Origin of the sequence: Pedobacter cryoconitis (genome assembly GCF_003259615.1) — a bacterium.
In the GTDB taxonomy this organism is placed as follows: Bacteria; Bacteroidota; Bacteroidia; order Sphingobacteriales; family Sphingobacteriaceae; genus Pedobacter; species Pedobacter cryoconitis.
Map to the genome: position 1 here is coordinate 22,027 of NZ_QLLR01000031.1, position 22,500 is coordinate 44,526.

The 22,500-nt window shown below is 39.2% G+C and carries 20 protein-coding genes, 1 tRNA gene and 1 riboswitch; of the genes, 3 read left to right on the plus strand and 18 right to left on the minus strand.

The genetic code is table 11. The features are described 5' to 3' along the window. From LY11_RS21905 to LY11_RS21935, 7 genes are all read right to left on the minus strand, one after another. Entirely contained in the window at positions 1-642 is a 642-nt protein-coding gene (locus LY11_RS21905; protein WP_111635763.1) for a YceI family protein, read from the minus strand. 6 nt (positions 643-648) lie between these two features. Further along, the gene (locus tag LY11_RS21910) at positions 649-1,971 is read right to left on the minus strand and encodes a peroxiredoxin family protein (RefSeq protein WP_111635764.1); all 1,323 of its coding nucleotides are present in this window, start codon (positions 1,969-1,971) and stop codon (positions 649-651) included. 28 nt (positions 1,972-1,999) lie between these two features. Continuing rightward, positions 2,000-3,298: a peroxiredoxin family protein gene (locus tag LY11_RS21915; RefSeq protein ID WP_111635803.1), complete on the minus strand. Its 1,299-nt coding sequence runs from the start codon at positions 3,296-3,298 to the stop codon at positions 2,000-2,002. A 147-nt stretch (positions 3,299-3,445) separates the two neighbouring features. Further along, positions 3,446-3,542, minus strand: a riboswitch (SAM riboswitch). A gap of 441 nt (positions 3,543-3,983) precedes the next feature. After that, positions 3,984-4,400, minus strand: a complete 417-nt coding sequence (locus LY11_RS21920; RefSeq protein ID WP_111635765.1) for a hypothetical protein — start codon at positions 4,398-4,400, stop codon at positions 3,984-3,986. Between the two features lie 2 nt (positions 4,401-4,402). Then, positions 4,403-5,845, minus strand: a complete 1,443-nt coding sequence (locus LY11_RS21925; protein ID WP_111635766.1) for a GMC oxidoreductase — start codon at positions 5,843-5,845, stop codon at positions 4,403-4,405. A gap of 32 nt (positions 5,846-5,877) precedes the next feature. Next, complete coding sequence (locus LY11_RS21930; protein WP_111635767.1) at positions 5,878-6,867, minus strand: UbiA prenyltransferase family protein; 990 nt, start codon at positions 6,865-6,867, stop codon at positions 5,878-5,880. Between the two features lie 10 nt (positions 6,868-6,877). Beyond that, positions 6,878-7,555: an HAD family hydrolase gene (locus LY11_RS21935; protein WP_111635768.1), complete on the minus strand. Its 678-nt coding sequence runs from the start codon at positions 7,553-7,555 to the stop codon at positions 6,878-6,880. Positions 7,556-7,785: 230 nt separating this feature from the next. Between LY11_RS21935 and LY11_RS21940 the strand changes: the two genes are divergently transcribed. After that, positions 7,786-9,243 (plus strand): ArnT family glycosyltransferase, encoded by a 1,458-nt coding sequence (locus tag LY11_RS21940; RefSeq protein ID WP_170132749.1) that lies wholly within the window; start codon positions 7,786-7,788, stop codon positions 9,241-9,243. Between the two features lie 50 nt (positions 9,244-9,293). Here the strand turns inward: LY11_RS21940 and LY11_RS21945 are convergent, their stop codons facing one another. The 7 genes from LY11_RS21945 to LY11_RS21980 form a co-directional block, all read right to left on the minus strand. Beyond that, positions 9,294-10,415 carry a metallophosphoesterase gene (locus LY11_RS21945; RefSeq protein ID WP_111635770.1) on the minus strand — a complete coding sequence of 374 codons (1,122 nt, stop codon included), beginning with the start codon at positions 10,413-10,415 and terminating at the stop codon, positions 9,294-9,296. Between the two features lie 8 nt (positions 10,416-10,423). Then, a complete protein-coding gene (locus tag LY11_RS21950; RefSeq protein ID WP_170132750.1) occupies positions 10,424-11,884 on the minus strand; it encodes a RagB/SusD family nutrient uptake outer membrane protein in 1,461 nt (486 codons plus the stop codon). 10 nt (positions 11,885-11,894) lie between these two features. Then, complete coding sequence (locus LY11_RS21955; RefSeq protein WP_170132751.1) at positions 11,895-15,125, minus strand: SusC/RagA family TonB-linked outer membrane protein; 3,231 nt, start codon at positions 15,123-15,125, stop codon at positions 11,895-11,897. 283 nt (positions 15,126-15,408) lie between these two features. After that, the gene (locus LY11_RS21960; protein ID WP_111635773.1) at positions 15,409-16,536 is read right to left on the minus strand and encodes a FecR family protein; all 1,128 of its coding nucleotides are present in this window, start codon (positions 16,534-16,536) and stop codon (positions 15,409-15,411) included. Positions 16,537-16,607: 71 nt separating this feature from the next. Further along, a complete protein-coding gene (locus LY11_RS21965) occupies positions 16,608-17,186 on the minus strand; it encodes an RNA polymerase sigma factor (RefSeq protein WP_111635774.1) in 579 nt (192 codons plus the stop codon). A gap of 134 nt (positions 17,187-17,320) precedes the next feature. After that, on the minus strand, positions 17,321-17,968 hold the full coding sequence (locus tag LY11_RS21970) for a Ca2+-dependent phosphoinositide-specific phospholipase C (RefSeq protein WP_111635775.1): 648 nt from the start codon (positions 17,966-17,968) through the stop codon (positions 17,321-17,323). 640 nt (positions 17,969-18,608) lie between these two features. After that, positions 18,609-18,977 carry a hypothetical protein gene (locus tag LY11_RS21980; RefSeq protein WP_111635777.1) on the minus strand — a complete coding sequence of 123 codons (369 nt, stop codon included), beginning with the start codon at positions 18,975-18,977 and terminating at the stop codon, positions 18,609-18,611. 219 nt (positions 18,978-19,196) lie between these two features. On the opposite strand from LY11_RS21980, the gene LY11_RS26540 reads away from it, so the two are divergent. Next, positions 19,197-19,424, plus strand: a complete 228-nt coding sequence (locus LY11_RS26540; RefSeq protein ID WP_146610892.1) for a hypothetical protein — start codon at positions 19,197-19,199, stop codon at positions 19,422-19,424. Between the two features lie 41 nt (positions 19,425-19,465). Here the strand turns inward: LY11_RS26540 and LY11_RS21985 are convergent, their stop codons facing one another. Together LY11_RS21985 and LY11_RS21990 are read right to left on the minus strand one after the other, a co-directional pair. After that, positions 19,466-20,185 (minus strand): hypothetical protein, encoded by a 720-nt coding sequence (locus LY11_RS21985; protein WP_111635778.1) that lies wholly within the window; start codon positions 20,183-20,185, stop codon positions 19,466-19,468. 12 nt (positions 20,186-20,197) lie between these two features. Further along, positions 20,198-21,046, minus strand: coding sequence for a sugar phosphate isomerase/epimerase family protein (locus LY11_RS21990; RefSeq protein ID WP_111635779.1), 849 nt, complete (start codon positions 21,044-21,046; stop codon positions 20,198-20,200). A gap of 146 nt (positions 21,047-21,192) precedes the next feature. Between LY11_RS21990 and LY11_RS21995 the strand changes: the two genes are divergently transcribed. Beyond that, positions 21,193-21,519: a nucleoside triphosphate pyrophosphohydrolase family protein gene (locus tag LY11_RS21995; protein ID WP_111635780.1), complete on the plus strand. Its 327-nt coding sequence runs from the start codon at positions 21,193-21,195 to the stop codon at positions 21,517-21,519. Positions 21,520-21,575: 56 nt separating this feature from the next. Here LY11_RS21995 and LY11_RS22000 read toward each other — a convergent pair. Next, positions 21,576-21,659 (minus strand) — tRNA-Leu (locus tag LY11_RS22000). A 57-nt stretch (positions 21,660-21,716) separates the two neighbouring features. Next, positions 21,717-22,478, minus strand: coding sequence for an MBL fold metallo-hydrolase (locus LY11_RS22005; protein ID WP_111635781.1), 762 nt, complete (start codon positions 22,476-22,478; stop codon positions 21,717-21,719). Positions 22,479-22,500 lie beyond the last annotated feature (22 nt).

The following is a 22,500-nucleotide window of genomic DNA, read 5'->3' on the forward strand; positions in this document are numbered from 1 at the left end:
TTATTTGTTAGCCGCCAGCTGAATATTCAATTCAAATTCATCAGAAATTGTCTTGTCTCCAAGGTTCTCAAAGAAGCTCTTAGACCTGAACTTAATACCATATTTAGTTCTGTCAACCAGGATTTTTGCAGTCGCTATCAGTTTAGCCTGGTCAATTTTAACACTGGCCGGAAAGCTCACTTCATTCGTGATCCCTTTAATAGTCAGGTTCCCTTTAACATCATAAAGACCGGCACCTTTAGACACCGCAGAAGTGATCACAAACCTGGCTTTATCAAATTTCTCCACAGCAAAAAAATCATCACTTTTTAAGTGACCAAGCAATTTTGCATTACTCTCTTTGTCAGTGATGTCAGTTACCACAATAGATTTAGTATCCAGCTCAAAGCTTCCGCTTCTTAAAACATTATTCTCTACATTGAGTAAGCCTGAACTCACAGCTATAGTCCCGGAATGTTCTCCGGTAACTTTTTTAGCAAGCCACGTGAGTTTACTCTGTGCAGCATCTACTTTATAAGGTACTGCTTTTATATATTTCCCAATCGGGTCTTTCAGCGGGACCGGAGCCATATTATCTATAAAAGAGAAGGAAGAAAGAGCCAGGACTGTTCCAATGGCAACTAAAGCATTTATTTGTTTCATATTTTTCTAAGGATTTTTGGTTTCTGTTTGTGCACTGAAATAAGAAGCTGGCGGAACTGGTTCTGCCAGTAATTCATCCAGTACTTTGTTAAATTTCTTCTCGTACTCTGCATAGTATTTGCCAGTCACTGTTCCGGTATAACCCGTATAGATTTCCCGAACTTCCCCTTTACGGTCAATAATGATCGTAGTTGGATAAGCCACAAATTTGTTTAACGCAGGTAATTTATCGGCAACTAATCTTTTATCAGCCAGGCCGCCAAAAAGAATATCGTATTTGATATTGTATTTATCACGTAGCTTGCCAAGGGTGTATTTACCGTATTCCAGATCGTCCTTTTGCTCAAACCCTATCGCAATGGCTTCTACGCCACGCGTTTTATTTTTGTTAAACCAGGGAGACAAAAAGATAGTCTGATCCGTACAGTTTGGACACCAGGTACCTACCAGCTCTACAATAACAACTTTACCTTTATACTTTTCATCGGTCAGAGAAACAGGCTTACCTGTCAGGTCAGGAAAAGTAAAAGCGAGTTTTTTCACTCCGGCTTTCAATGCAGTCAAAGTATAAGGATCAGGTAACTCTGCCTTGCTATCTTTGGTGCCTGTAAACTTCAGGTTATCATAAATCCCCTGGCTGATCTCTCCCGACAAGGTGCCATCTTCATTAATTGTCCCTTTATAGATTTTAGGGCTTGGGCCACTAAATCCAGACAATACAAACTGGTTTCCTTGTACAGTTCCTTCCAGTTCACGGCTATCGCCTGTTACCTGTAAAATCACCCCTGTTAATTTATTTCCCGTTTGTTTGAGAATGGCTATTTTATTAGGAACAGCCTCTTTAGAAAAACCTTTAAACTCCCATTTACCTGATAAATCGGCAGCAGGTGCAACATCTTTTCCTGGTTCAACAAAACGATAGGCTTTACCTTGTTCAGCAGTAAAGGGCAAAGCATTTCCCCGCAGTCCAGGGACAAGACTTCTGTATTCACCACTAATTTGTCCATCGTTATCTATTTTAGCTACCAGCGCAGCGTCATAGGTATTCATTTTAATGAATAAGGAATCTTTACCAAGATATTCAACATGAAAGTCATCCCTTCTCGTGCCATTCAACAGCGTGAAAGTTGCATGTTCTGCATCCTTACCTTTCAATTCGAAATTAAAAGGTACTTCAGTTTCACTCACTTTAAAAACACCACGCCAGATTCCTTCTTTAATGAATTTTTTAGCTGTCTTTGGATCTTCGGTTTTACCCGCAGCAAAACAAGCAGAGGAGACTAGTACAGCTAGTGCGAGCACCCCTATTTTTGATACTTTAGATTTCATAATATATATTTTTGGTTTAGGTTGATCTTTATTTTCCGGCAGCTGTCGCAGCAACAGCCAGTTGTGGTACAGGTTCGGCGATGAGTTCATCGAGTACTTTATTGAATTTCTTTTCGTACTCCTCGTAATATTTACCAGTAACCGTTCCTGTGTACCCGGTATATATTTCCCGGACATCACCTTTTCTGTCAATAATGATGGTCGTCGGAAAAGCAACAAATTTGTTGAGTGCAGGCAATTTTTCAGCAACAATCTTTTTGTCTGCTATACCGCCAAATAAAATATCATAAGTAATCCCATACTTCTCTTTCAGCTTACCGAGTGTGTATTTTCCATATTCCAAATCATCTTTTTGTTCAAAGCCGATTGCAATAGCTTCTACGCCACGTTTTTGATTCTTTTTAAACCATGGTGCAAGGAAAACTGTCTGGTCAGTACAGTTTGGGCACCACGTGCCGATAGTCTCTATGATGACAACTTTACCTTTGTATTTATCATCACTGAGGGAAACTTGCTGTCCTTTTAGATCAGGAAAAGTGAAATCAAGTTTCTTATAGCCTTCTTTTAAAAAAGTCAGTTTATAAGGATCAGGCAACTCCGCTTTTTCATTTCGCGAGCCATCAAACTTTAAGTTCTTATAAATCCCAAAACCCTGTTCGCCAGTAATGCTGTTATCGTCATTGATCTTTCCTTTCACAATAAACGGGCTTGGGCCTGTAAAACCAGAAAGTTCAAATTCATCACCTTGTACTGTACCTTCCAGTTCACGGGTATCCCCAACTACGGTCATAATCACGCCTGTCAGTTTATTACCTGTTTGTTTTAAGAGTGCGATAGATGCAGGGACGGCCTCTTTAGTGTAGGTTTTAATTTCCCATTTGCCAGAAATATCATGTTTTGGGGCGATCTCTTTTCCTGGTTCTACAAAACGATAGCTTTTACCATATTCTGCGATAAATGGTAAAGAGTTACCTCTGAAACCCGGTACCAGGCTGCGGTATTCACCAGTTAACGTACCGTTATTTTCAATTTTAGCTACTAAAGCAGCATCGTAGGTATTCATCTTCACATAGATAGAATCTGCACCACGGCGCTCTACATGAAATTCATCACGCCTTGAACCGTTGATCAAAGTCAGGAGTGCATTTTTTGAATCTTTACCTTTGAATTCGAAATTAAAAGGAACCTGTGATTCACTGACTGTAAATACACCACGCCAGATGCCTTCTTTTGGAAAAGGTTTGGAATCATTTGCGGAGGCAGTCCCGCTGATCAGTACGACCGAGGTCAATAGCCCTGCCAGTTTAGAGGAGAATTTTGTTTTCATAATCATCTTTATTAGTGTTAAGTCCTATTTTTTATAGTCTTTCATAACAAAGCCACCAACTCATAACGATTCCTGCCAGTTCATACCCATGAACAGCCTATATAAAGAAGCAAAACAGGAAACCTGAATAGTTACTTGTTATTAATTAATTTATAATCCATTGCTGGATCAGGTTGAGCACTTTTTCCTATGGAAAGTTGCTAGAAGTTCAACGAGACTGCCTCTCCCTTCTTCTGTATAAATCAACTAACTAATGGTGGTGATTAATTAGATGGTAAAGTTGTATATTTAAGATAAATCCTGATACCCCGGTGCTTTGTTGTAAAGAATAGATGACCACCATAATATTCCATCAAAATGCGCCGGGGTATCAGGATTTTAAAATCAAGATTATCAGCTCCGGTAATTGAGTGGATTTATATAACTGATTAACAGTTCAGTTTATAAATTATAGGATCAAACATTAGTCTTTACGCCAGCAAACAACATCGCATAAAATTGCCTGTTAAATCAGTCAGCAATAATTTTTGAAGTTGTAATTTAGCAATCATGGCGAGCGTATTTTTAAATTGGTTTAGCTTATCTATAATAAAGATAAGAATCAAAAACCGTAAATACAATTAATACTACCATTTTAGTAGTATTAATTTATAAAACTGTGTTTCCAAGCTAAAAACGCTATGTATTAATCAGCTGGATATAATACAAAAGAATAAGGATTTGGAACAGGGCTTTTATAAGGGCTATATAACCCCAGGTAACTGACAAGCTTGCTTTCATCCATTTTATGAATAAAAAAATCTGTTGACAGCAGGTAGAACTTGATCAGCTCAAAAATCTGGTTTGACTGCTCCGCCTTGATCCCTAAATAATAAAAGGCTTTCCACCTTAAATTAGTGATTACATTATTGGAGGAAGAACTGAAATAATCATTGACGTACTGCTCCACTCCGGCATTATCCAGTTTCAGGTAATACAATTCTTCTCTGATTAACATTGCAGCATGTTTTCGCAGCGCCGGAGAAGCTATATATAAGGCAGGAGGAAGAATTAATAATCCTGTTCCGATCCCTGCCATAGCGATGAATGTTCTTCTTTTCATAACTAAAATGAATGATCTGCGGAGTATAATGACATAGCCGATAAAGTCAATGTTGGATTTGATGCACTAAAAGTAGTAAACGACCCGCTGCCCAGTACAAAAACATTTCTGTATTGATGATGAACCATATTTTTATCCACCACACTGTCTGCCGCAGTTTTACCCATTCTTGTGCCTCCTAAAATATGTCCTTCATTAGGAAAAGGATCAAGAAACTTTAATTTTTCTACAGGAAGACACGACAAGATCCCCGGAAGAACTTTTTTCATGTTTTCCATGCCCCTGAGGGCGTAATCAGATCTGCCTCCTTTAAAATTGATTTCAGGAACCAATTTATCTGAAGTAGTGGTGATATAATTCGTTGAGAGTGGCAAATCTTCAAAAATCATCCGGAAAGAAGTCATGTTTAACCATTTACCTCTTTCAAGCCGGATATTATAAGGTGCATTATTGGTTTCGATCAAACAGGCAGCATAATCCTTACGGTGACTGCCATCATATAACATATAACCGTTCGCATTGACCCAGGTACTGCCCCCGGTATTTTTCAGGTTGTCCAGATAAATTAAGACCTGCATGCCAAGCTGCTCTCCGAACCCTTTACCAGTCAATGGGTTCTGATCACCAGAATTTAACAGGATATTCGAATTAAACATCGGATTGGCCCCCAGAACAATAACCTCTCCGGCAATCTCGAAGTCCTTCCCGTCTTTCACATAGCATACTTTTTTTGCCACGTTGCCTGCGGTTTCCAAACGGTAAACCTGTGCACCATATAAAAGTTCTACCTGAGCGTTTTGATAAACGTCAATACCAGAATTCTCTATCGTGAATTTAGCATCTACCGGGCAAACATCACAACTTGAATTTGCCATACATTGATTTCTTCCTTTTGTACCTCTGCTTGCTCTTGCAGTAGGCTGGCTGATATACTGATTCCCATATTTCTGATGCAGTATTTTATCTATCGGACTGAAATGATGAGGTGGAAGCGGATAGTTAACTTTTCTTGGAAAAGGAGTTCCTTCGGGCCCGGAAATGGCCATTAATTCTTCTGCTTCCTCATAATAGGGATCGAGCTCTTCATAACTGACCGGCCAATCGTTTTCTACACCAAATAACGTCTTCATTTTAAAATCAGAAGGCATAAATCTTGGTGTACATCCCCACCAGCAATTGGAACTTCCTCCAAAAGCAGTGGTAAAAGGCCATCTTTTCTCCGGCGTTTTATTAATGATCTGAGTTTCCCAAGAGTTGCCCGCAGCCGAAGAATCAGCCAGTTCCCCTCTTTTGATCTTCAATCTTTCACTATGCGGGAATAACTGTCCGCGTTCAAGCACAAGAATCCTTTTTACTCCTTTATTCTTTTCCAGATATTTCTTCAGAAAAAACGTAGAAGAGAAGCCTGTACCGACAATAATTAAATCGTAATAATCGTATTTCATTTATTTATTGTTTTTTTCCATCACATGGGGAACTAATAATTGGATGCGTTTTTAAGGAACCAATATAACCATGGAATATCAACAAACATCAAAATGCAAAGCAATGCCGTAAAAAGAAATAAATATAACATAAACCACTTACGTGTATGTAGTTTTTCGGAACCCTGTACCGGAGAATCATTCAATAATCCAATTCTGAGATACCAGGAAAATAATAAAGCGAAAAACGGAAAACTAACCAGTAATTCTATTCTGTCCTTAATCAGGAAAATACCCATAAAAAAGGCAGAGGTAATCGCATAAAAAAACATAGAAACGAGCAAGCTGTTCTCGGTATAAAATTTAAACGATCTCCGGTACTGACCAGCCGTTTCCGGATTGCCAATCATCCTGTATTCAGCAAAACGTTTAGTAGCCATTAAAAATGCACCGCCCATCCAGTAAGCAACAATAATACTGGTTGGAGGAAAAGTGTTGATCCAGTCGAAATCCCATTTGCTGTCCGGAGCACCTAATGCCGGAGAAAATATAAACCAGCCCAAACCAAAACGGATAGGGTTATTCACTGATTCAGACAGTACATCCAGGAATACACGTTCTTTACTCCTGAAAGGCCTTACATTATAAATAACCCCCATAAATAAAAGGAAAGCAGAAAGCAGGATAAACTTATAGGAAATCAGATAAGCTAATGATAAGCCTACAATTGCCAGGGCACCATATTCCAGATAAACTAATTTTGGGTTTACCGTAAAAACAACAGAAGATCTGTTCTTTTTTAAAGGATGGAACCTGTCGAAATCCGCATCCAGGTATTCATTGATCACATAGTTTGCCGATGCAATTAAACAAGTACTGATGATCCCAATAATGATTTTAAAGAACAGGTGGCTGTCTATAGGTGTCTTAAATACGGATAATGCAAACAGCATTCCAGGTACCATGAAAATGTTCTTCACCCAGCTATCCGGGCGGGCGAGGGCTATATAATCTTTAAGACCCGCCTTTTTTTTAACCGTCATTTACAATCTCTTATTTATAATGTTCTTTTAAACTATTTGCAAGCACTGTATATAAACTGCCTGAGTTATATTTATTGATATTGAGGTAGCGTATTTTAGCCTGGGCAGCACATCTTCCATCCAGTTCATCCCGATCACCGATGTAAAGACATTCCGTCGGATCAACATCAAAAAGCCGCATGATATGAAACAAGGCAATTGGTTTCGGTTTCAAGCAATTCACCTGCGTATCAGTAGAAGCAACAACTAAATCTGCTTCAATTTTTAAAGCTTTTAATTTTTCAGTTGCGCTATAGTCTGAATAAACGGCTACTTTAATCTGATGCCCTTTTAGCAGCTGTAAAAATGGGTATATTTCAGCATACCGGCAAGCATATAAATAAGGATTTGGAAATTCAAACATCCATTTTGAGACTACCTTTTTAATTCTTTCCAATGGTACATTGACTTTAGCCGCACACCATTGATATTGTTCAGCTTCCAGGTTATTACTGCAGTAACCTGCTTTTTTTTCACGTTCGGAACGAAAATAATATAGAATCAGAAGATCTTTGAATTGTGCTGGTCTAACTAAATAGTATTTTAGCAAGGCATATAACATTCTTTTTCTTAATCCGGACTGATTGTACAACGTACCATCCACATCAAGAATCAGAACTTTTATTTTCCCCCAATCTATAACATTCACCTATGGCTATTTAAATAATCTTTAAATTTATGAATTATTTGCATTAATTAAAAAGTTTCCAATGACCCGGCATCACTCATATGTGTAAAAACCAATTCAGCTATCTCAAAAACCAAAATATTTGGTACAGTATAATTATTGGGTGTGGTATTTTCGTTCGGCTTTTCCATCTCTTTTATAACCGTTCGCTATGGCTGGATGAAGTTTATCTGGCGACCAGCCTGATCAAAATGAATTATATAGAGCTGAGCCATTCCTTAGCTTATCAGCAAAAAGCCCCGATTGGTTTTTTATGGAGCGTAAAAACATGGGTTAATCTTTTAGGAACGAATGAAATGGTGCTCCGTTTATTCCCTCTTTTATGTGGTATAGCAGCAATTTTCCTTTTCATTCCTGTAGCAAAATATTTTCTTCGTCCAATGGCAGCAGTAGCGGCGGTAGCTATCTTAGCATTGGCCCCCCCTCTTGTTTTCCATTCCGTTGAGATCAAACAATATTCAACTGAGCTGTTTGCCACCATTTTGATCCTTTATATTTATATACGCTATCAGCAGCGCTTAACATGGGGATCACTCCTGACCTGGGGTCTTCTGGGCGCAGTAATCCTCTGGTTCTCTTATTCTTCTATATTTATTCTGGCTGGAATCGCAACAGGGATGAGCTGCAGGAACCTTTACCAAAGAAACTGGAAATTATTCTTCAGGCAACTGGTTCCTTTTCTATTATGGGCAGCTGGTTTTGCCCTGAACTATCTGCTATTCACACACAAACATGCGGAGTCAAAATGGGCAGCAGAATGGTTTGGTTTTTATCATTATTTTATGCCATTGCCTCCTGCTAATATGGAAGAATTACGCTGGTACCCGGCAGCTTTATATCATTTAATAGCATATCCGCTCGGCCTGACCTGGAAATTGTATACAGGAAACTCTATTTTGCTTAAAGCATTGCTGAATACTCCCTGGTTACCTTTAATCGGTTTGTTTTACGGCATTTGGCTTTACATTAAAGAGAAAAGATATGCACTGATCCTGCTATTTCCCTTTTTGTTTGTTTTTCTGGCTTCAGGACTTAAGCTTTACCCTTTAAATGAACGGTTCTGGGTTTTCATTTGTCCGTTGCTTATCCTGTTTATTGTTAAAGGAACAGATCAGCTTGCCTCCTTTTTCAATTCTGACAAGGTAAGCCTGTTATTCTTTGTGCTCTTAATAGCTCCCCCGGTTTATAATTCCGCACAATCATTAGTTTATCCTGATGAATTCATCATTCATAAAAGATCTTTTCAAAAGCAAGCGCTGACTTATGTGAACAGCCATTTTAAACCAGGTGACTTAGTTTATGTGTATTGGAATGATCTGCCCGGTTATCGTTTTTACAAACACACCTACCCCTATAATTTTACAGCACTAGAAGGAGGAGATTATCGTAAAATTTCAACCAGCTATCCTGACTATTTGAATCATTTACAAAAGGATTTCAAATCATTTGAAGGCAGGAAAAGGATCTGGGTGATTTACAATCATCTAATTTTAACTGATATTGGCGATGAAATAGATCAGCCTGCGTGGTATTATTTAAAAAATGTCAATCCAACAGACCGCCTGATGAGCTACCTCGCCCCATTGGGGAAACAGGAAAATGTTTACACCTCATTTGATGTAAAGGTTACTTTGATTACCTTAAAATAAATTAAAAAGCGGCTCTTCAAAAAAGAAGAGCCGCTTGATTCAGCTATGTTTTATGAACCCGTGGGCAGCGGTAGTTTATTCCCCGAAGTATTAATCTTGTACCAGGTTTTATTTTCATAAAGCGCACCTTCATGTTTGCCTTTATGCTGATTAACATCGATTCCCAATACTTTACCTTGGTAATAAAAGCCAACATTACCGGCAGTAATCGTATGTCCTACAATGATTCTTTTCACTTTGTAAAGCGAGAGTGTCTGGTCAACTTCTTCCGGGGTTGCTTTGGGTTCGATAAAATATCCGCGGTACCAAAACAAAGAAGAACGTGTACCATCAAAGAATTTTCTGGTCACACTGTCCGTTATTAAATCACGCTTTTTAGCTTTGTCGTAATACGGGCGGCATTTAGTATTGATTTCAGTCAAACCCATTTTCAACGTATTGATTACTGGTGCAACTCCTGCATGCAGGCAAAGGTTATCTCCAATTTTCTCAATCAGATTTTTACTCCTCAGCCAGCGTCCCATTTCTGTGTCCTGACTATAAAGGTCTTTATAATCCAGTCCCATGAGCTTTGCATTTTCAAAATATTTAGTCTCTACATAACGTAAGTCGCCGCTCAGGTTCATTATATCGTGGTTGCCCAGAATAGTGTGCAGATACCCCCCTTTAGTTTTAGCCTCCTGTTCCAGCTTATAAAGCAACCAGAGCGTAGCCGGAACCTCTTTTCCACGGTCAAACAAGTCGCCGCAGATCACCAGGTGTCCTTTTCCAAAAATCCAGTGATACTGTTCATCCATTATTTTATTGGCCAGCAACAGCTTTCTGAAAGCCTCAAACTCTCCTTCTATATCAGAAAGTGCGATCATCCGGTCTGGCTGTTTAAATTCCGCAGGTTCATTATTTAAAACCCGCTGCAATTTCACCGTAAAATCCCATTCCGGATGGTCAGAAAACTGAACTTTTAAAGGAAGGCCAGTTTGAGCTGTGGCCGGAAAATTTTGAACCTTGGCCTTTCGGACACCATCTTCTAAAACAATACTCCGCACCTCTATTTGCTCTTTTTTATAAAGAACATAAGGGCCGTCGTTCAGGTTTGCATGGCCAGCAGTATCAGGACTAAGCAGTCCTGTACTGTGGATTAAAAGCGGCAACACCAGCGTTAGTAAATTCATATGCTAATTTATTTATAACCTGGATTTTGTTCCATATTTGGATTTGCATTCATTTCAGCTAAAGGGATTGGCAGCACAGTTCTCAAAGAAGTGTTTGCTACAGGTATAGTAAGACCACCTGTACGATATTTAACAAATCCTGCCTTGTTGCGTGTCAAATCAAACAAACGGTGTCCCTCAAAAGCGAACTCTTTACGGTTCTCAACAAGAATAAGATTTTGTAAAACTGTCCCGGTTTCCGTAGTGGTTGGTTTTGTTGTATCTGCACGTTTCGCAACCACATCCAGATCGGCGGCCGCTAAACCATCTTTCCCCTGTTTTGCCCTTGCTTCTGCTCTGATTAAATAAACCTCTGATAAACGGATCACTTTAACCCCTTCCTCATAAGTGGAAATATTGTTATACTTCGTGATCACAAAAGCAGGATCTTCACCCCCGCTGCCGCTTCTTTTACTTTTAGTCATAAAACCTCTGCGCACATCAGTACTCTTATACAGATTATACAAATCATCAGTCGCCAGACCGTCTCCATAACTCGCTCCCTGCAATAAAAAGCTTGATAGCGCATCCTGAGCCAGGTTATCTGTCAGTGTATACTGCACTTCAAAGATAGCCTCACTATTGTTCTGAGTCCTGAAATTCGTCGAACCAGTTACATAATTAGCATTGCTTAATAAAGTGTACTTATTACTGCTGATCACCTCAGTAGCCAATGCTTCGGCATTTACCCAGTCGCCCATATACAAATATACTCTGGACAATAAAGCTTTTGCCGCATAATGTGCAATGTGACCTCTATTAGAAGCACTAAAGCCTATCGGCGCTGTTGCAGGAAGCAAAGTAATTGCTTTTTGCAGATCACTAACCAGTTGTGTATACCCTTCTTTAACGGTATTTCTCTTTGGAGAAATCACATCTTCTTTATTGGTACCGCTTTTAATCACAACCGGGACTCCGATATGGCCGGCATCAGCCGACGCGTTATAAGGCGCAGCGTATAAACGCAATAAATCAAAATGAGCTAATGCCCTTAATGTATAAGCCTCACCGATCAGGTGCTTCATTTCACCGGATTCCGTTTCAGGAACGACCAACTGCTCCCCTTTGGAAATAATGATATTTGCATTCACAATGGTTTTATACAATGTATTCCATGAACCTGAAGCAGTACCGTCATTTACCGTTGCAATGTACTGATCATAACTTGTGTACCGGTTAGAATTCCTTCTGCTGATATACAGATTATCTGCCATCACATCTGGCAATATGACTAAACTGCGGCCATAATAAGCAGCGCTTTGTAAAAGACTATAAGTCCCCATCACAGCTGCCCTGGTACTTGGCAAATCTACAACTACCATATTCACATCCGTTTGCTGCTCCGGGTTAATTTCCAGAAAGTCCTTTTTACAAGAGCCAAAGGATAAGGCCACCACGATTAATGGTAATATTTTATATACTTGTTTCATCCTGTATAGATTAGAATTTAAGATCAATGCCCAAAAGAGCAGTTTTATAAATAGGAACATTTTTGTCTAAAAGACCATCTATTCCTACCTCCGGGTCGAAACTGATACGCTTGTCTTTGATATAAGTAAACAGGTTATTCGCTCTGAAATAAACCTTTGCACTGGCCAGATTAATAGATCTGATCCATTTAGAAGGCAACTGGTAACCCAGAGAAACATCACGCAAACGGATATAATCACCATTGTAAAGGAAACGGGAAGAACCCTGGCTGGAAGGACCTGATTGGGTTCCTGTAAATACAATTTTAGGTTGATCGGTAATATCACCAGGATTACGCCATCTATGCTCATAAGTATAACGCGTCATCCTTGTGGTCGGCGTGAAACCACCTGATCCATCAGAAAAACTTGTCGCTCCGTAATTATCATAAACCTTGTTTCCAAAATTAAAGTACAGCTGGAAGCTCAAAGAGAAACCTTTATAAGTGAACGTATTCGTTAATCCGCCAAAAACCTTTGGCAATGCACTTCCCTGGTTAAACTGGGTTGCAGATCCATAATTATTAGTCGTCTTTGATTTCGTTTCATCTGTATACCACAGCGCCTCTCCATTTGCAGGATCTACACCAGCATACCCTACCATATACAACTGGTAAAAATCACCTCCAACAAAGCGGTTATAACTACCAGAAACAATCGGACTGTTTAAGGCAGTGATCTTATTGTTCATCGTAGAAATATTGAAATTAGTTGTCCAGCCAAAACCGTCACTTTCAGACTTCAGGTTGATACTGTTCAGCTCTAATTCCAGTCCGCTATTTTTCATTGCACCAATATTATCGGTATAACTCGTTAAACCGTTGGTTGCTGAAATAGGCCTGCTTAACAAAAGATCTGACGTAGTACGTGTATAGTATTCTACGGTACCTGTTAACCTGTTTTTAAGGATTCCGAAGTCCAGGCCAATATTAAACGGTTTGTTTTTCTCCCAGGTAAGCTGGTTATTTCCATAATTAGAGAACTCCAGACCCGGTGCATTGTCATAGTCAGAGCTTTTGTATAATGCCCTGGAAACAAAATTACCAATGTCCTGATTTCCATTTACCCCGTAACTTGTACGTAACTTAAGGTCTGAAATCACATCCTGTCCTTCCATAAAATGTTCACGGCTGATATTCCATGAACCACCAAGCGACCAGAAATTACCATATCTGTTCTCAGAACCAAATCTGGAAGAACCATCCCGGCGCACAGAAGCACTCAGATAATATTTTGATTTATAATCAAAGGAAGCATTAAAAAATGCAGAATTAAGTGCATTTGAAGTTGCATTAGAACCCCCGCCAACTAATATCGAAGCATTGTCCAGTGTATAAGTATTCGGCAGGAAATTACGTTTGGTTATACTATTACCTACTTCGTTTACCTTCTGAGCCTCATAGCCTGCATAAGTTTTAAGACCATAATCACCCAGTGTTTTATTGAAACGTACAATAGTCGTATTTACCCAGTTTGAAGAACGTCCGGTACCAGCAGTCGCTCTTCCGCCATCTGTACGGGAAGTACCTACTCCGGATTTATTGTAATCGGTTGTTTCTTCATAAACAAAATTGATATTCGACTGGTTTTCTATTGATAACGACGGTAACAATTGGTATTTAGCCAGAAAATTACCCAGCATTCCATAAGAATTACTTCTGCTGAAGCTTTCTTTAACCTGAGCTACCGGATTATACCTGTTAAAATAGCTGAAATCATAAGTACCGTCATCATTATAAGCCTTTAACCAAGGCTGATAAATGGAGTACATGCGTACTGGATTTCCAAATGTACTGCCATCTGCTTGTGTCTGGTTCTTTCGGTAATTGACTTGCAGGCCACCAACAAAAGAAAGATTTTCTGTAGCCTGGTTACTCAATTTCAAATTAGCTGTACTGCGGGAAAACTCACTGCCAAGCAATGGGGCTTTCGCTACATAATGACTTCCGGAAACATAAAACTTAGTTTTTTCTGTTCCGCCACTTGCAGAAAGATCGTATTGATTATAGGTTCCCGTGCGGGTAAGCAAATCAAACCAATCTGTATTTACATTAGGGTCAACAGCATTATCAACCAGTGCTTTATCAAAAAGAGCAGCATCATTCCCTTTATTTACCCAACCCTCTTTTAAGAGTTCCAGCATTTCTTGTGTATTTAAAGATTGATGCCCTTTAATGTTCGTTACATTATTTGCACCGAACTGTGCAGAGGCATTAATGACTGTCTTTCCTGCTACCCCACTTTTTGTGGTAATCAGGATCACCCCATTTGCAGCTCTTGATCCGTAGATAGAGGCTGCAGAAGCATCTTTTAAAACCGTTACCGATTCCACGTCAAAACTATTCAGACTGCTGATCAGACCAGATTCTAAAGGAATCCCATCTACTACATACAAAGGTCCGCTGCCAGCATTTACAGAGCCGATACCGCGAATCCTCACATTAGGCACAGCGCCCGGTTGTCCCGAACCATTGGAAGAAACTAATCCGGCAACATTTCCCTGTAAAGTTTCCTGAATACTTGCCCGCGGGCTTCCGTTGATCAAATCAGCCTTTAATGTTTTAGCTGATCCGGTAAAAGAAGACTTGGTTTGTGTACCGTAGGCAACCACCATAACTTCATTTAAATCTTCATTGGATGGTGTTAAGGTAATATTTCTGACCACATCGTCTTTATTCAGCTCAACAGTTGATAAATGCTTTTCATAACCAATAAAACTTGCTGTCAATACGTATTTACCCGGTTTTGAAAGGTTAAAGATATATTCTCCATTGCCATTGGTTTGCGCACTCTGTTTAAAATTATCAGCACTAAGGATAATGCTTACCCCAGGTAATGGCATTCCTTTTTCATCTAAAACGCGTCCTCTAAGCACTGTGATCTTGTAATAATCCTCAGAACCGCTTAAAGTCAGGTCTGTTCTTTTCAGCAGCACATTATTTCCAACGATCTTAAAGGTTAAAGGCAATACTTTGGTACATTCATTTAAAACTGTTTCTATGGAAGCCGTTTTAACATCGATAGACATTTTGATTCCACGAATATCATGTGCATCATAAAAAAAGACATAACCGGTCTGCTTTTTAATGGATTCCAGAATCCTTTCTAAAGAAACATTTTTTTCCTTCAGACTAATCTGGCTGTATCCCTTTGCACTGGCTTGCATCAAGGCCAGAAACAACAAGATTGTGGTCAATTTCATAATGAGCAGTAATTTAGGGGGTAGCCATGTCTTGGACATAGCTCTGGTAATAGCATAAAAATTCATACTTTTGTGAGGTTGGGTTAATACAGTAAATTCTCTAAAATTTGTTTCTCCCGGATCTTTGCCGGGATGGGTTAACTCAGCTTATTCCGCAGTTGTGCTCCAACACTTCTGCGGTTTTTTATAAGTTACCCTTCAGATGATCAATGCTTTTGTAGTTTTCTTTTCATAACGTTTGAGTTTTTTGGTGAGTTTGGTTGGTTATTTACAGGTTATAGTTTTATTTAGTCACAGTAATTTTCTTACCGTCAATTCTGAAATGCACTTTAAAAAAGCTCAGGATATCCAATACCTCTGAGAGATTTATATTGCGGTGGATCTCTCCGGAAAACTGTCTTCCCGGAAGATTCCCTTCATAGCTTACTTCCACATCATACCATCTGGACACTGCACGCATTACCGTTTGCAGGTCTGCATCCTTAAAACTGAACATTCCATTTTTCCAGGCTATTGCCTCTTCTGTATTGCTAAGATTGACATTCAATTGATTTCCCAGTAAAACAGCTTGCTGTCCGGGTTTTAAGAAAACGCTTCCGCTGGTACCCATCTGCGCGGTTACTTTAACTGAGCCTTCGAGTAAAGTGGTTTTTACAGCCTGCTCATCTGTATAAGAATTGATATTGAAATGTGTGCCCAGTACTTCTACCGTCTGGGTTAGCGAACTTACGCTGAAAGGTTTAGCCGGATGTATTTTAGCCACTTCAAAATAGGCCTCTCCCGTTAAACTCACCCGGCGTTCACTACCAGTAAATACTGCAGGGTAACGTAAAGATGAAGCTGCATTCAGCCAGACTTTAGTTCCATCAGGCAAATTAATTTGGTATTGTCCGCCTTTAGGAGTTGCAATCGTGTTCATCGCAGTTTGACGCTCCTCCTTGTGCGTACCTTGATCAGAAACAGTATAAACCAGCTGGCCATCTTTAGTTTTGGTGATAATAATTCCTGCCTGTTCAGCAAGCTGGCCATTATCTGCTCCGTCTAAAGTAATTTTCTTACCATTAGCCAGTGTTAAAGTCGCTTTATTCCCTCCGGGTAAAATTTGCGGTGCTTGTTCCTTTTGAGTCAATAAAGCCAGTTGATGCGCAGGTAATTTAAAAAAATACACCCCAGCAGAAAGCATCAGCAGCACTGCCGCTGCTCCTGCGATACGGGGCCATAAATTACGCTGAGGTTTTTCATGAATGGGTAACCTAATCCAGATCCGGTCTGCAGCCTGTTCCAGTTCATCAGCGGTCAGCGGATCAGCCGTATCCTGTTCAAATTTAAGATACCATGTTTCTACAATTGCTTTTTCAGCAGCTGTACAGTTTCCTGACCGGTATTTCTCTAGTAATTCTTTGGCATCCATGGGCTTTAACCGCTTATTACAACTATAGACGGTTAGCCCGGGTATTGGGCGTAAAAGAAAATGAAAATAATTTAGTAACCGGCGATGTACAGCAGATAAACGAAGATTCCCAATTTGCTCCTGAGGACTTTCAGCGCATTGTTCACATGTTTTTTGACTGTCTTTTCAGAAAGGTCCAGTTTCACTGCAATTTCCCGGTGCGAAAGATTAGCTTTTCTGCTCAATTCAAACACCTCCCTCATCTTTGGTGTTAATGCGCCAATCTCTTTTTCAATGAGGGCAGTCAGTTCATTTTCCCTGACCCGATGGTCTGTGATCGCTTCGCTTCCATCCATAAAATGCTGAAGCGAAGTCATATAAGAAGAGGCTACTTTTTTGTGAGAAATGACATCAATCACACGGTTGCGAACTGCCTGATAAAGATACCCTGAAAGCTGTGTTTTTAAAATCAGTTGTCCCCTTTTAGTCCAGAGTGTGGTAAACAATTCATGTACCACATCATCTGCTTCCTGCTGATCTCTAAGCCTATTGTAAGCATGAATGTACAATACCCCCTTATACCTATTGTATATTTCGGTAAAAGCAGCTTTGTCGCCATCCTTCAAAAAGGCAATTAAATCGTGATCAGCTAATGTTTTATAAGAGGCCATAAATAGAATCAACCCGTGTTTGATGGAAGATCCCGGTCAATATTAATTAAATTTTATGTAAAAGCTTTAAGCATTCCATGTAATCAAATTGTTAAGACCGGGATAAAACACTGAAATTGACTCACATTAACCTATTATTTGAAAAATGGATTCACTCTGAAATATTGACCACCTTCAAAACTCACCACATAATCAGACTTAAAATGAGTACTCTTTAAATAGTAGTCGGTCGTAATGATCTGAGCTCCTGAAGCGCATGCTGCCCCGAAGTTAGAACGGTCATTACGGCGTGCCTCCTGCGTATCAGAATCTGCGCGGGTACGAATAATATATCGTGCGTCCGACCATTTTCTCAATTTCGCCAATCCACCTTTCAAAGTCAGAAAATCACTTCTGAAATCCAGGTCCTGAATATGAAAAACTTTAAAGCCCGATGAATTCATTTCTTGAGCTGTATCGTAAGGAGCCTGATCTTTTGCCCAATCCAATCCCCGTGGATGCGCATATTTCTCTCCTTTTGCATCTGCGTACACATCAATTTCAAGGTTTCTCAACCCCATATCAAGCTGCTGGATTATCCCGATATGTTCATAGTCTATTTTGCTGGCCGATACAGAATCTTTTTTCCTGAATACTCCGAACAAATGGGGGTCAATCGCTTTTTTATAACTGTTATGTGATCCGATAACCTGGATCTTATTAATTGGTAAGTTATCTCCATCTTTTGGTATCAATAAAGGAAATACGAACAAAAGCAATGCGCTGGAAACGGTCTTTATCATAAGTCTTAAAAAAAGAACAGCTTTAAAATTCCGCCAAAGATGTAGCTCTCAGTTTAATACGGATATACATTGAAGTTATTAAATTGTTAAGAACAATCAACACATGTTATTATTATGACAACATATGAATAACTTTTAAGTATTAATAAAGTCAGGTAAATATTTAAGAGAATGAAGAGGTCATGAAGTAAACAAGGTTTGACACCTAAGAGTTATGTTTACTTAATAAACCTTTTAGCTCGTCTAATTGCTGTTCAAGAATTCTGCATTTTAGCAGATTTGTCATGTACTCCATGGACAACCCACCTTTTTGTTCACTAACTAATGAATCAAGTTCGTCTGCCACGAATCCTGACTTTGCATTGAACTCCACTATATCGAGAAATAAATCATTGTTTGCGCCCATTGTGTATGTTTAAGATTAAATATGCTTTCAGCTCTGTCAGATGAAATTAATTCAATAATATCAACGGGTTTATATTATTACGGCAACTATAGCTAAAATTACGTGAAGTGCTAAAAAACGACAAAATCCCGTATCTATCAGCATGATTTTCCCGGGATTATTTTAACAGCAGAATAAAGAAATTAAAAGGATTGTCCGTTTTGCGGACAACCCAAAATCAGTTTAGCCTAAAGATTAATCTTCCTGGCTGCAACCAATTACTCCCTTAATGGTAAGTGCAGAAACACCAGACGCATTCACGGCTTCAACGCCTATTGCACCATATGAGCCGCAATTAATTCCGACACTCGTATAATTATTAGTTGTTGTGTACAAGAATTTGCCATTCAAATACCAATTGTAGCCTGTTGCACCAGGTACAAGCCCGACACCAACCAGCGTGCGCCCTTTTCCATTATAATTAGCATAACTAAAAACAGGAGCGTCAGGAACAGCAAAATAAACTGTTGATGATGCGGTAGCTGGAGTTTCTTTAATTCCCCCGCTAAAAGAAGATAACGTACCGATTGACAATACAGCTACCATTAATAAATATTTTTTCATAAAACATAATTAGTTCCTATAAATATATCTAAAATATCATTACAGAACAATATAAACAACTTTTAATTACTTAAAAATATCAAATACTATATTACTGCACAACACAAGTTAAATACCTGGTTATTGAAATTTATACCTGATTACAAGAATTATAAAACCAACAGGTTCATCCTTTGTTTAAGTCTCTGTAAATCAAATTATTCACTTAATATTCAGACCATGAAAAAGTCATTAATGATGCTATTGCTCTGCGCATTCTGCTTCACAACGTTTGCAATGCCCCAACAGGACACTACAAAACAAAGACAGGATACTACGAAGAAACGTATGGACAAAAAGTCTCCGGCAGGCAAAAAGACGACAAAGAAAAAGGGGTGGCCAGCAAATGATACCCTTAAAAGAACCGATCAAAGGTCAGATACGACCATGAAACCACCTCAGAACTAATTGATTACAACAGGGAATGCAGGTGAGTACACCTGCATTCCCTATGTTTTATCGGCTATAAATTCGGCTGTTGCTCCTAATTCCTTTAAATCACTGACCAAAAATTTAAGGTTAACCAGGTAGCCCTGGGCAACTTCAATCTCCTTTTGTTTAGCTAATGCTAAAGCTTCTTGCGGAGTTAGTTTTAAGCAGGCTTTTAAATAATTTACAATTTTTATTTTTTGAGGACCAATATCCCTGACTATAACTTTTCCACTGGTATAACATTCCGACCGGTCGGCATCTGCCTCTTCAATACTATCATTATCTTGTTCTTCCTCAACTGAACTATACATTTCGCCCCATAACTCAATAGTCAAATCAAAATCGGTATTTAACAAACTGATTAATTTAGCATTATCCTGATCAACCTTTTGTATGCTCAATAACTTTGCTGCAAAATCATTTAAATCTTCAGCAACTTTCACAGGTTCCCAGCCTCCACCACCATGCCATGAAAAATAGACAGGAAAGCCTTGCTCCTGCTCCAATAAATCCACAAAAAAAGGATCATCCATAGCATTGGAACAGATCACGTACCAGCTTTCTTTGAAGTCAGCAGGTTTTGCACCCGTATATATTTCACCAGTTATTCCATTAAACCTATAACCAGCTTGAAATTTCTCAAATGTGCTGACTTCAGGATAATTCTGCGGAAGATAAGGATTGTCCGCTACGATTTTCTTCTCTATAAATTTTCTGATCTCCGAATGCAATTCCATTTCGCAAGATAATTATAATTCATAATCTAAAGCTTTTTGCCTGATAAAAGCCAGGCTACCTTCCGCCAGCTCCTGCGCATTATGCCTGGAAGGATGCCATAGATTAACACGTTCCGACATTCCAGGAATAGAAGATGAAAAATTCTCCAACACCAATGCGCCATCGTAATTAATTTTTGCCAGCGCTGCAAAAAGATCATCCCAGTTTACGTTTCCTTCTCCTGGCATACCACGATTACTCTCTGTGATATGCAGATGCTTTAAATGACTGCCGCTATTGAGCACCGGATCACGAAAATTGTCCTCTTCAATATTCATATGAAAGGTATCCAGATGAAGTGCCAAAGCAGGTGAGCCCACCTGTTCAATTAAATCCAGTACATCAGCAGCACAGGTGCATACATAACTTTCATAACGGTTAACAGGCTCCAGACACATCGTTATTCCTAAACGGCTGGCATAATCAGCACAGACAGCTAATACCTGAACAAGAATTTCATTTTCCTGTGTCGTCTTTACTGCCCCTGAAAAAACGCCAATGCCACTGTGAAGTACTCCTGCAAGAATTGCAGATTCCAGTTCGGCTGCTTTATCAAGTGCCGATTTAATCGCCTCGTATGCCTGATCAGGATAAAAAGGAATATGGCAATTGGCAGGAAGATTAAAGGAACAAATCGCCTGAATTTGATTTTCCTTTAATTGTTTACGTACCGTTGCAGTATCAATATTCATCGAAGGAGGCAATAAGATCTCCAGGAGATCAAATCCTGCTGCTGCTGTTTTTTGAATTGCATAGGCTCCTTCTATAGCCTTCCATTCTGGCAGTACCCATGATAATAAAGATGCACCGAATTTTACCATATTAGCTTCTTATGTTATAAGTTTAATCAATAGCAAGCTAACCTAATTTTAGTAACAGAAAGAATTTTATACTCTTGTAAGGTAAAAGCAGATTACAGTATGCAGCCTCAATTGGGTAAATTAGCAGCTCGGAAAACAAACAGCCCATGAATAATTCAGAATTAAAAAATATCAAAGAAAGATCATTAAAAATCAGACACCTCTATCATCAATTAGAGCAACAACACCACGGTAGTAAATGGTCAGTGGAAGAAGATGCACTGGCTTTCCTTACTGATGCAGGACTGGTTGGAAGATTAACTATGTCTCAGCAAGGGCGCTGGCCAAAAGGTGACCAGGCTATTCCTGAACTGGAACATAAATTAGGAGAATGTATCTGGTGGTTAACTGTGCTTGCAGAAAGAATGAATATGGACATTAATGAGGTTACGGATAAATTCCTGACGAAAACAGAAAACTTACTGAAAAAGTAATTATTATGAAAAAAGGTCTTAACAAATTAATTGTTAAGACCTTTTTTAGTATTCAGTATCCGGAAGCAGATTCGAACTGCCACGCCTTTTCAAGCGCCACCCCCTCAAGGTGGTGCGTCTGCCAATTTCGCCACCCGGATATCTTGTGAGGTGCAAATATATATTTATTCGCTATAATCAGGCAACTATTTTGAAAATTATAAATTTATAACCAACCCATCATACCCTAACCTTATATTTTCCGGCAATTCTTTTTCCACATCCGCATGTTTCCCCATATTATGGCCGATATGTGTAAAATATGTCGTCTGTGCACCGATTTCCTGTGCAAAAGCAATAGCTTCCCCCAAAGTAAAATGCGAAATATGGTCCTCCACCTGCAAAGCGTTTACTACCAATACCTTCGTTCCCTTTATTTTAGCTATCGTTTCCTGCGGAATAGTTTTCGCATCCGTGATATACGTAAAATTATTAATTCTGAAACCCAGGATCGGCAGTTTATAGTGCATAATCTGTAAAGGGATCAATTCCGTTTTTCCAATATAAAAATTCTCTGCAGCAATCGTATGTACGTTGATCTGCGGAATGCCCGGATAAACCTTTTCTGCGAAAATATAAGAGAATTCTCTTTTTAAAGCTTCCTGAACCCTTGCTGTTGCATAAATATCAATATTCTTATGCAGCAAATAATTGAAAGGGCGTATGTCATCCAAACCCGCAACATGATCCTTATGTTCATGCGTGTACACAATCGCATCCAGATCCTTTACACCGGCACGCAGCATCTGGTACCTGAAATCAGGCCCGCTATCTATTACAATTGTCTTGTCACCCGTTTCCACCAATACCGATACCCGCAGACGATTGTCCCTTGGATCATCAGAATGGCAAACTTCACAATTGCAGCAAATCACAGGAATTCCCTGGGAAGTGCCAGTACCTAAAAATGTAATTTTCAAAAGCAGCTGGTTTATACGATCC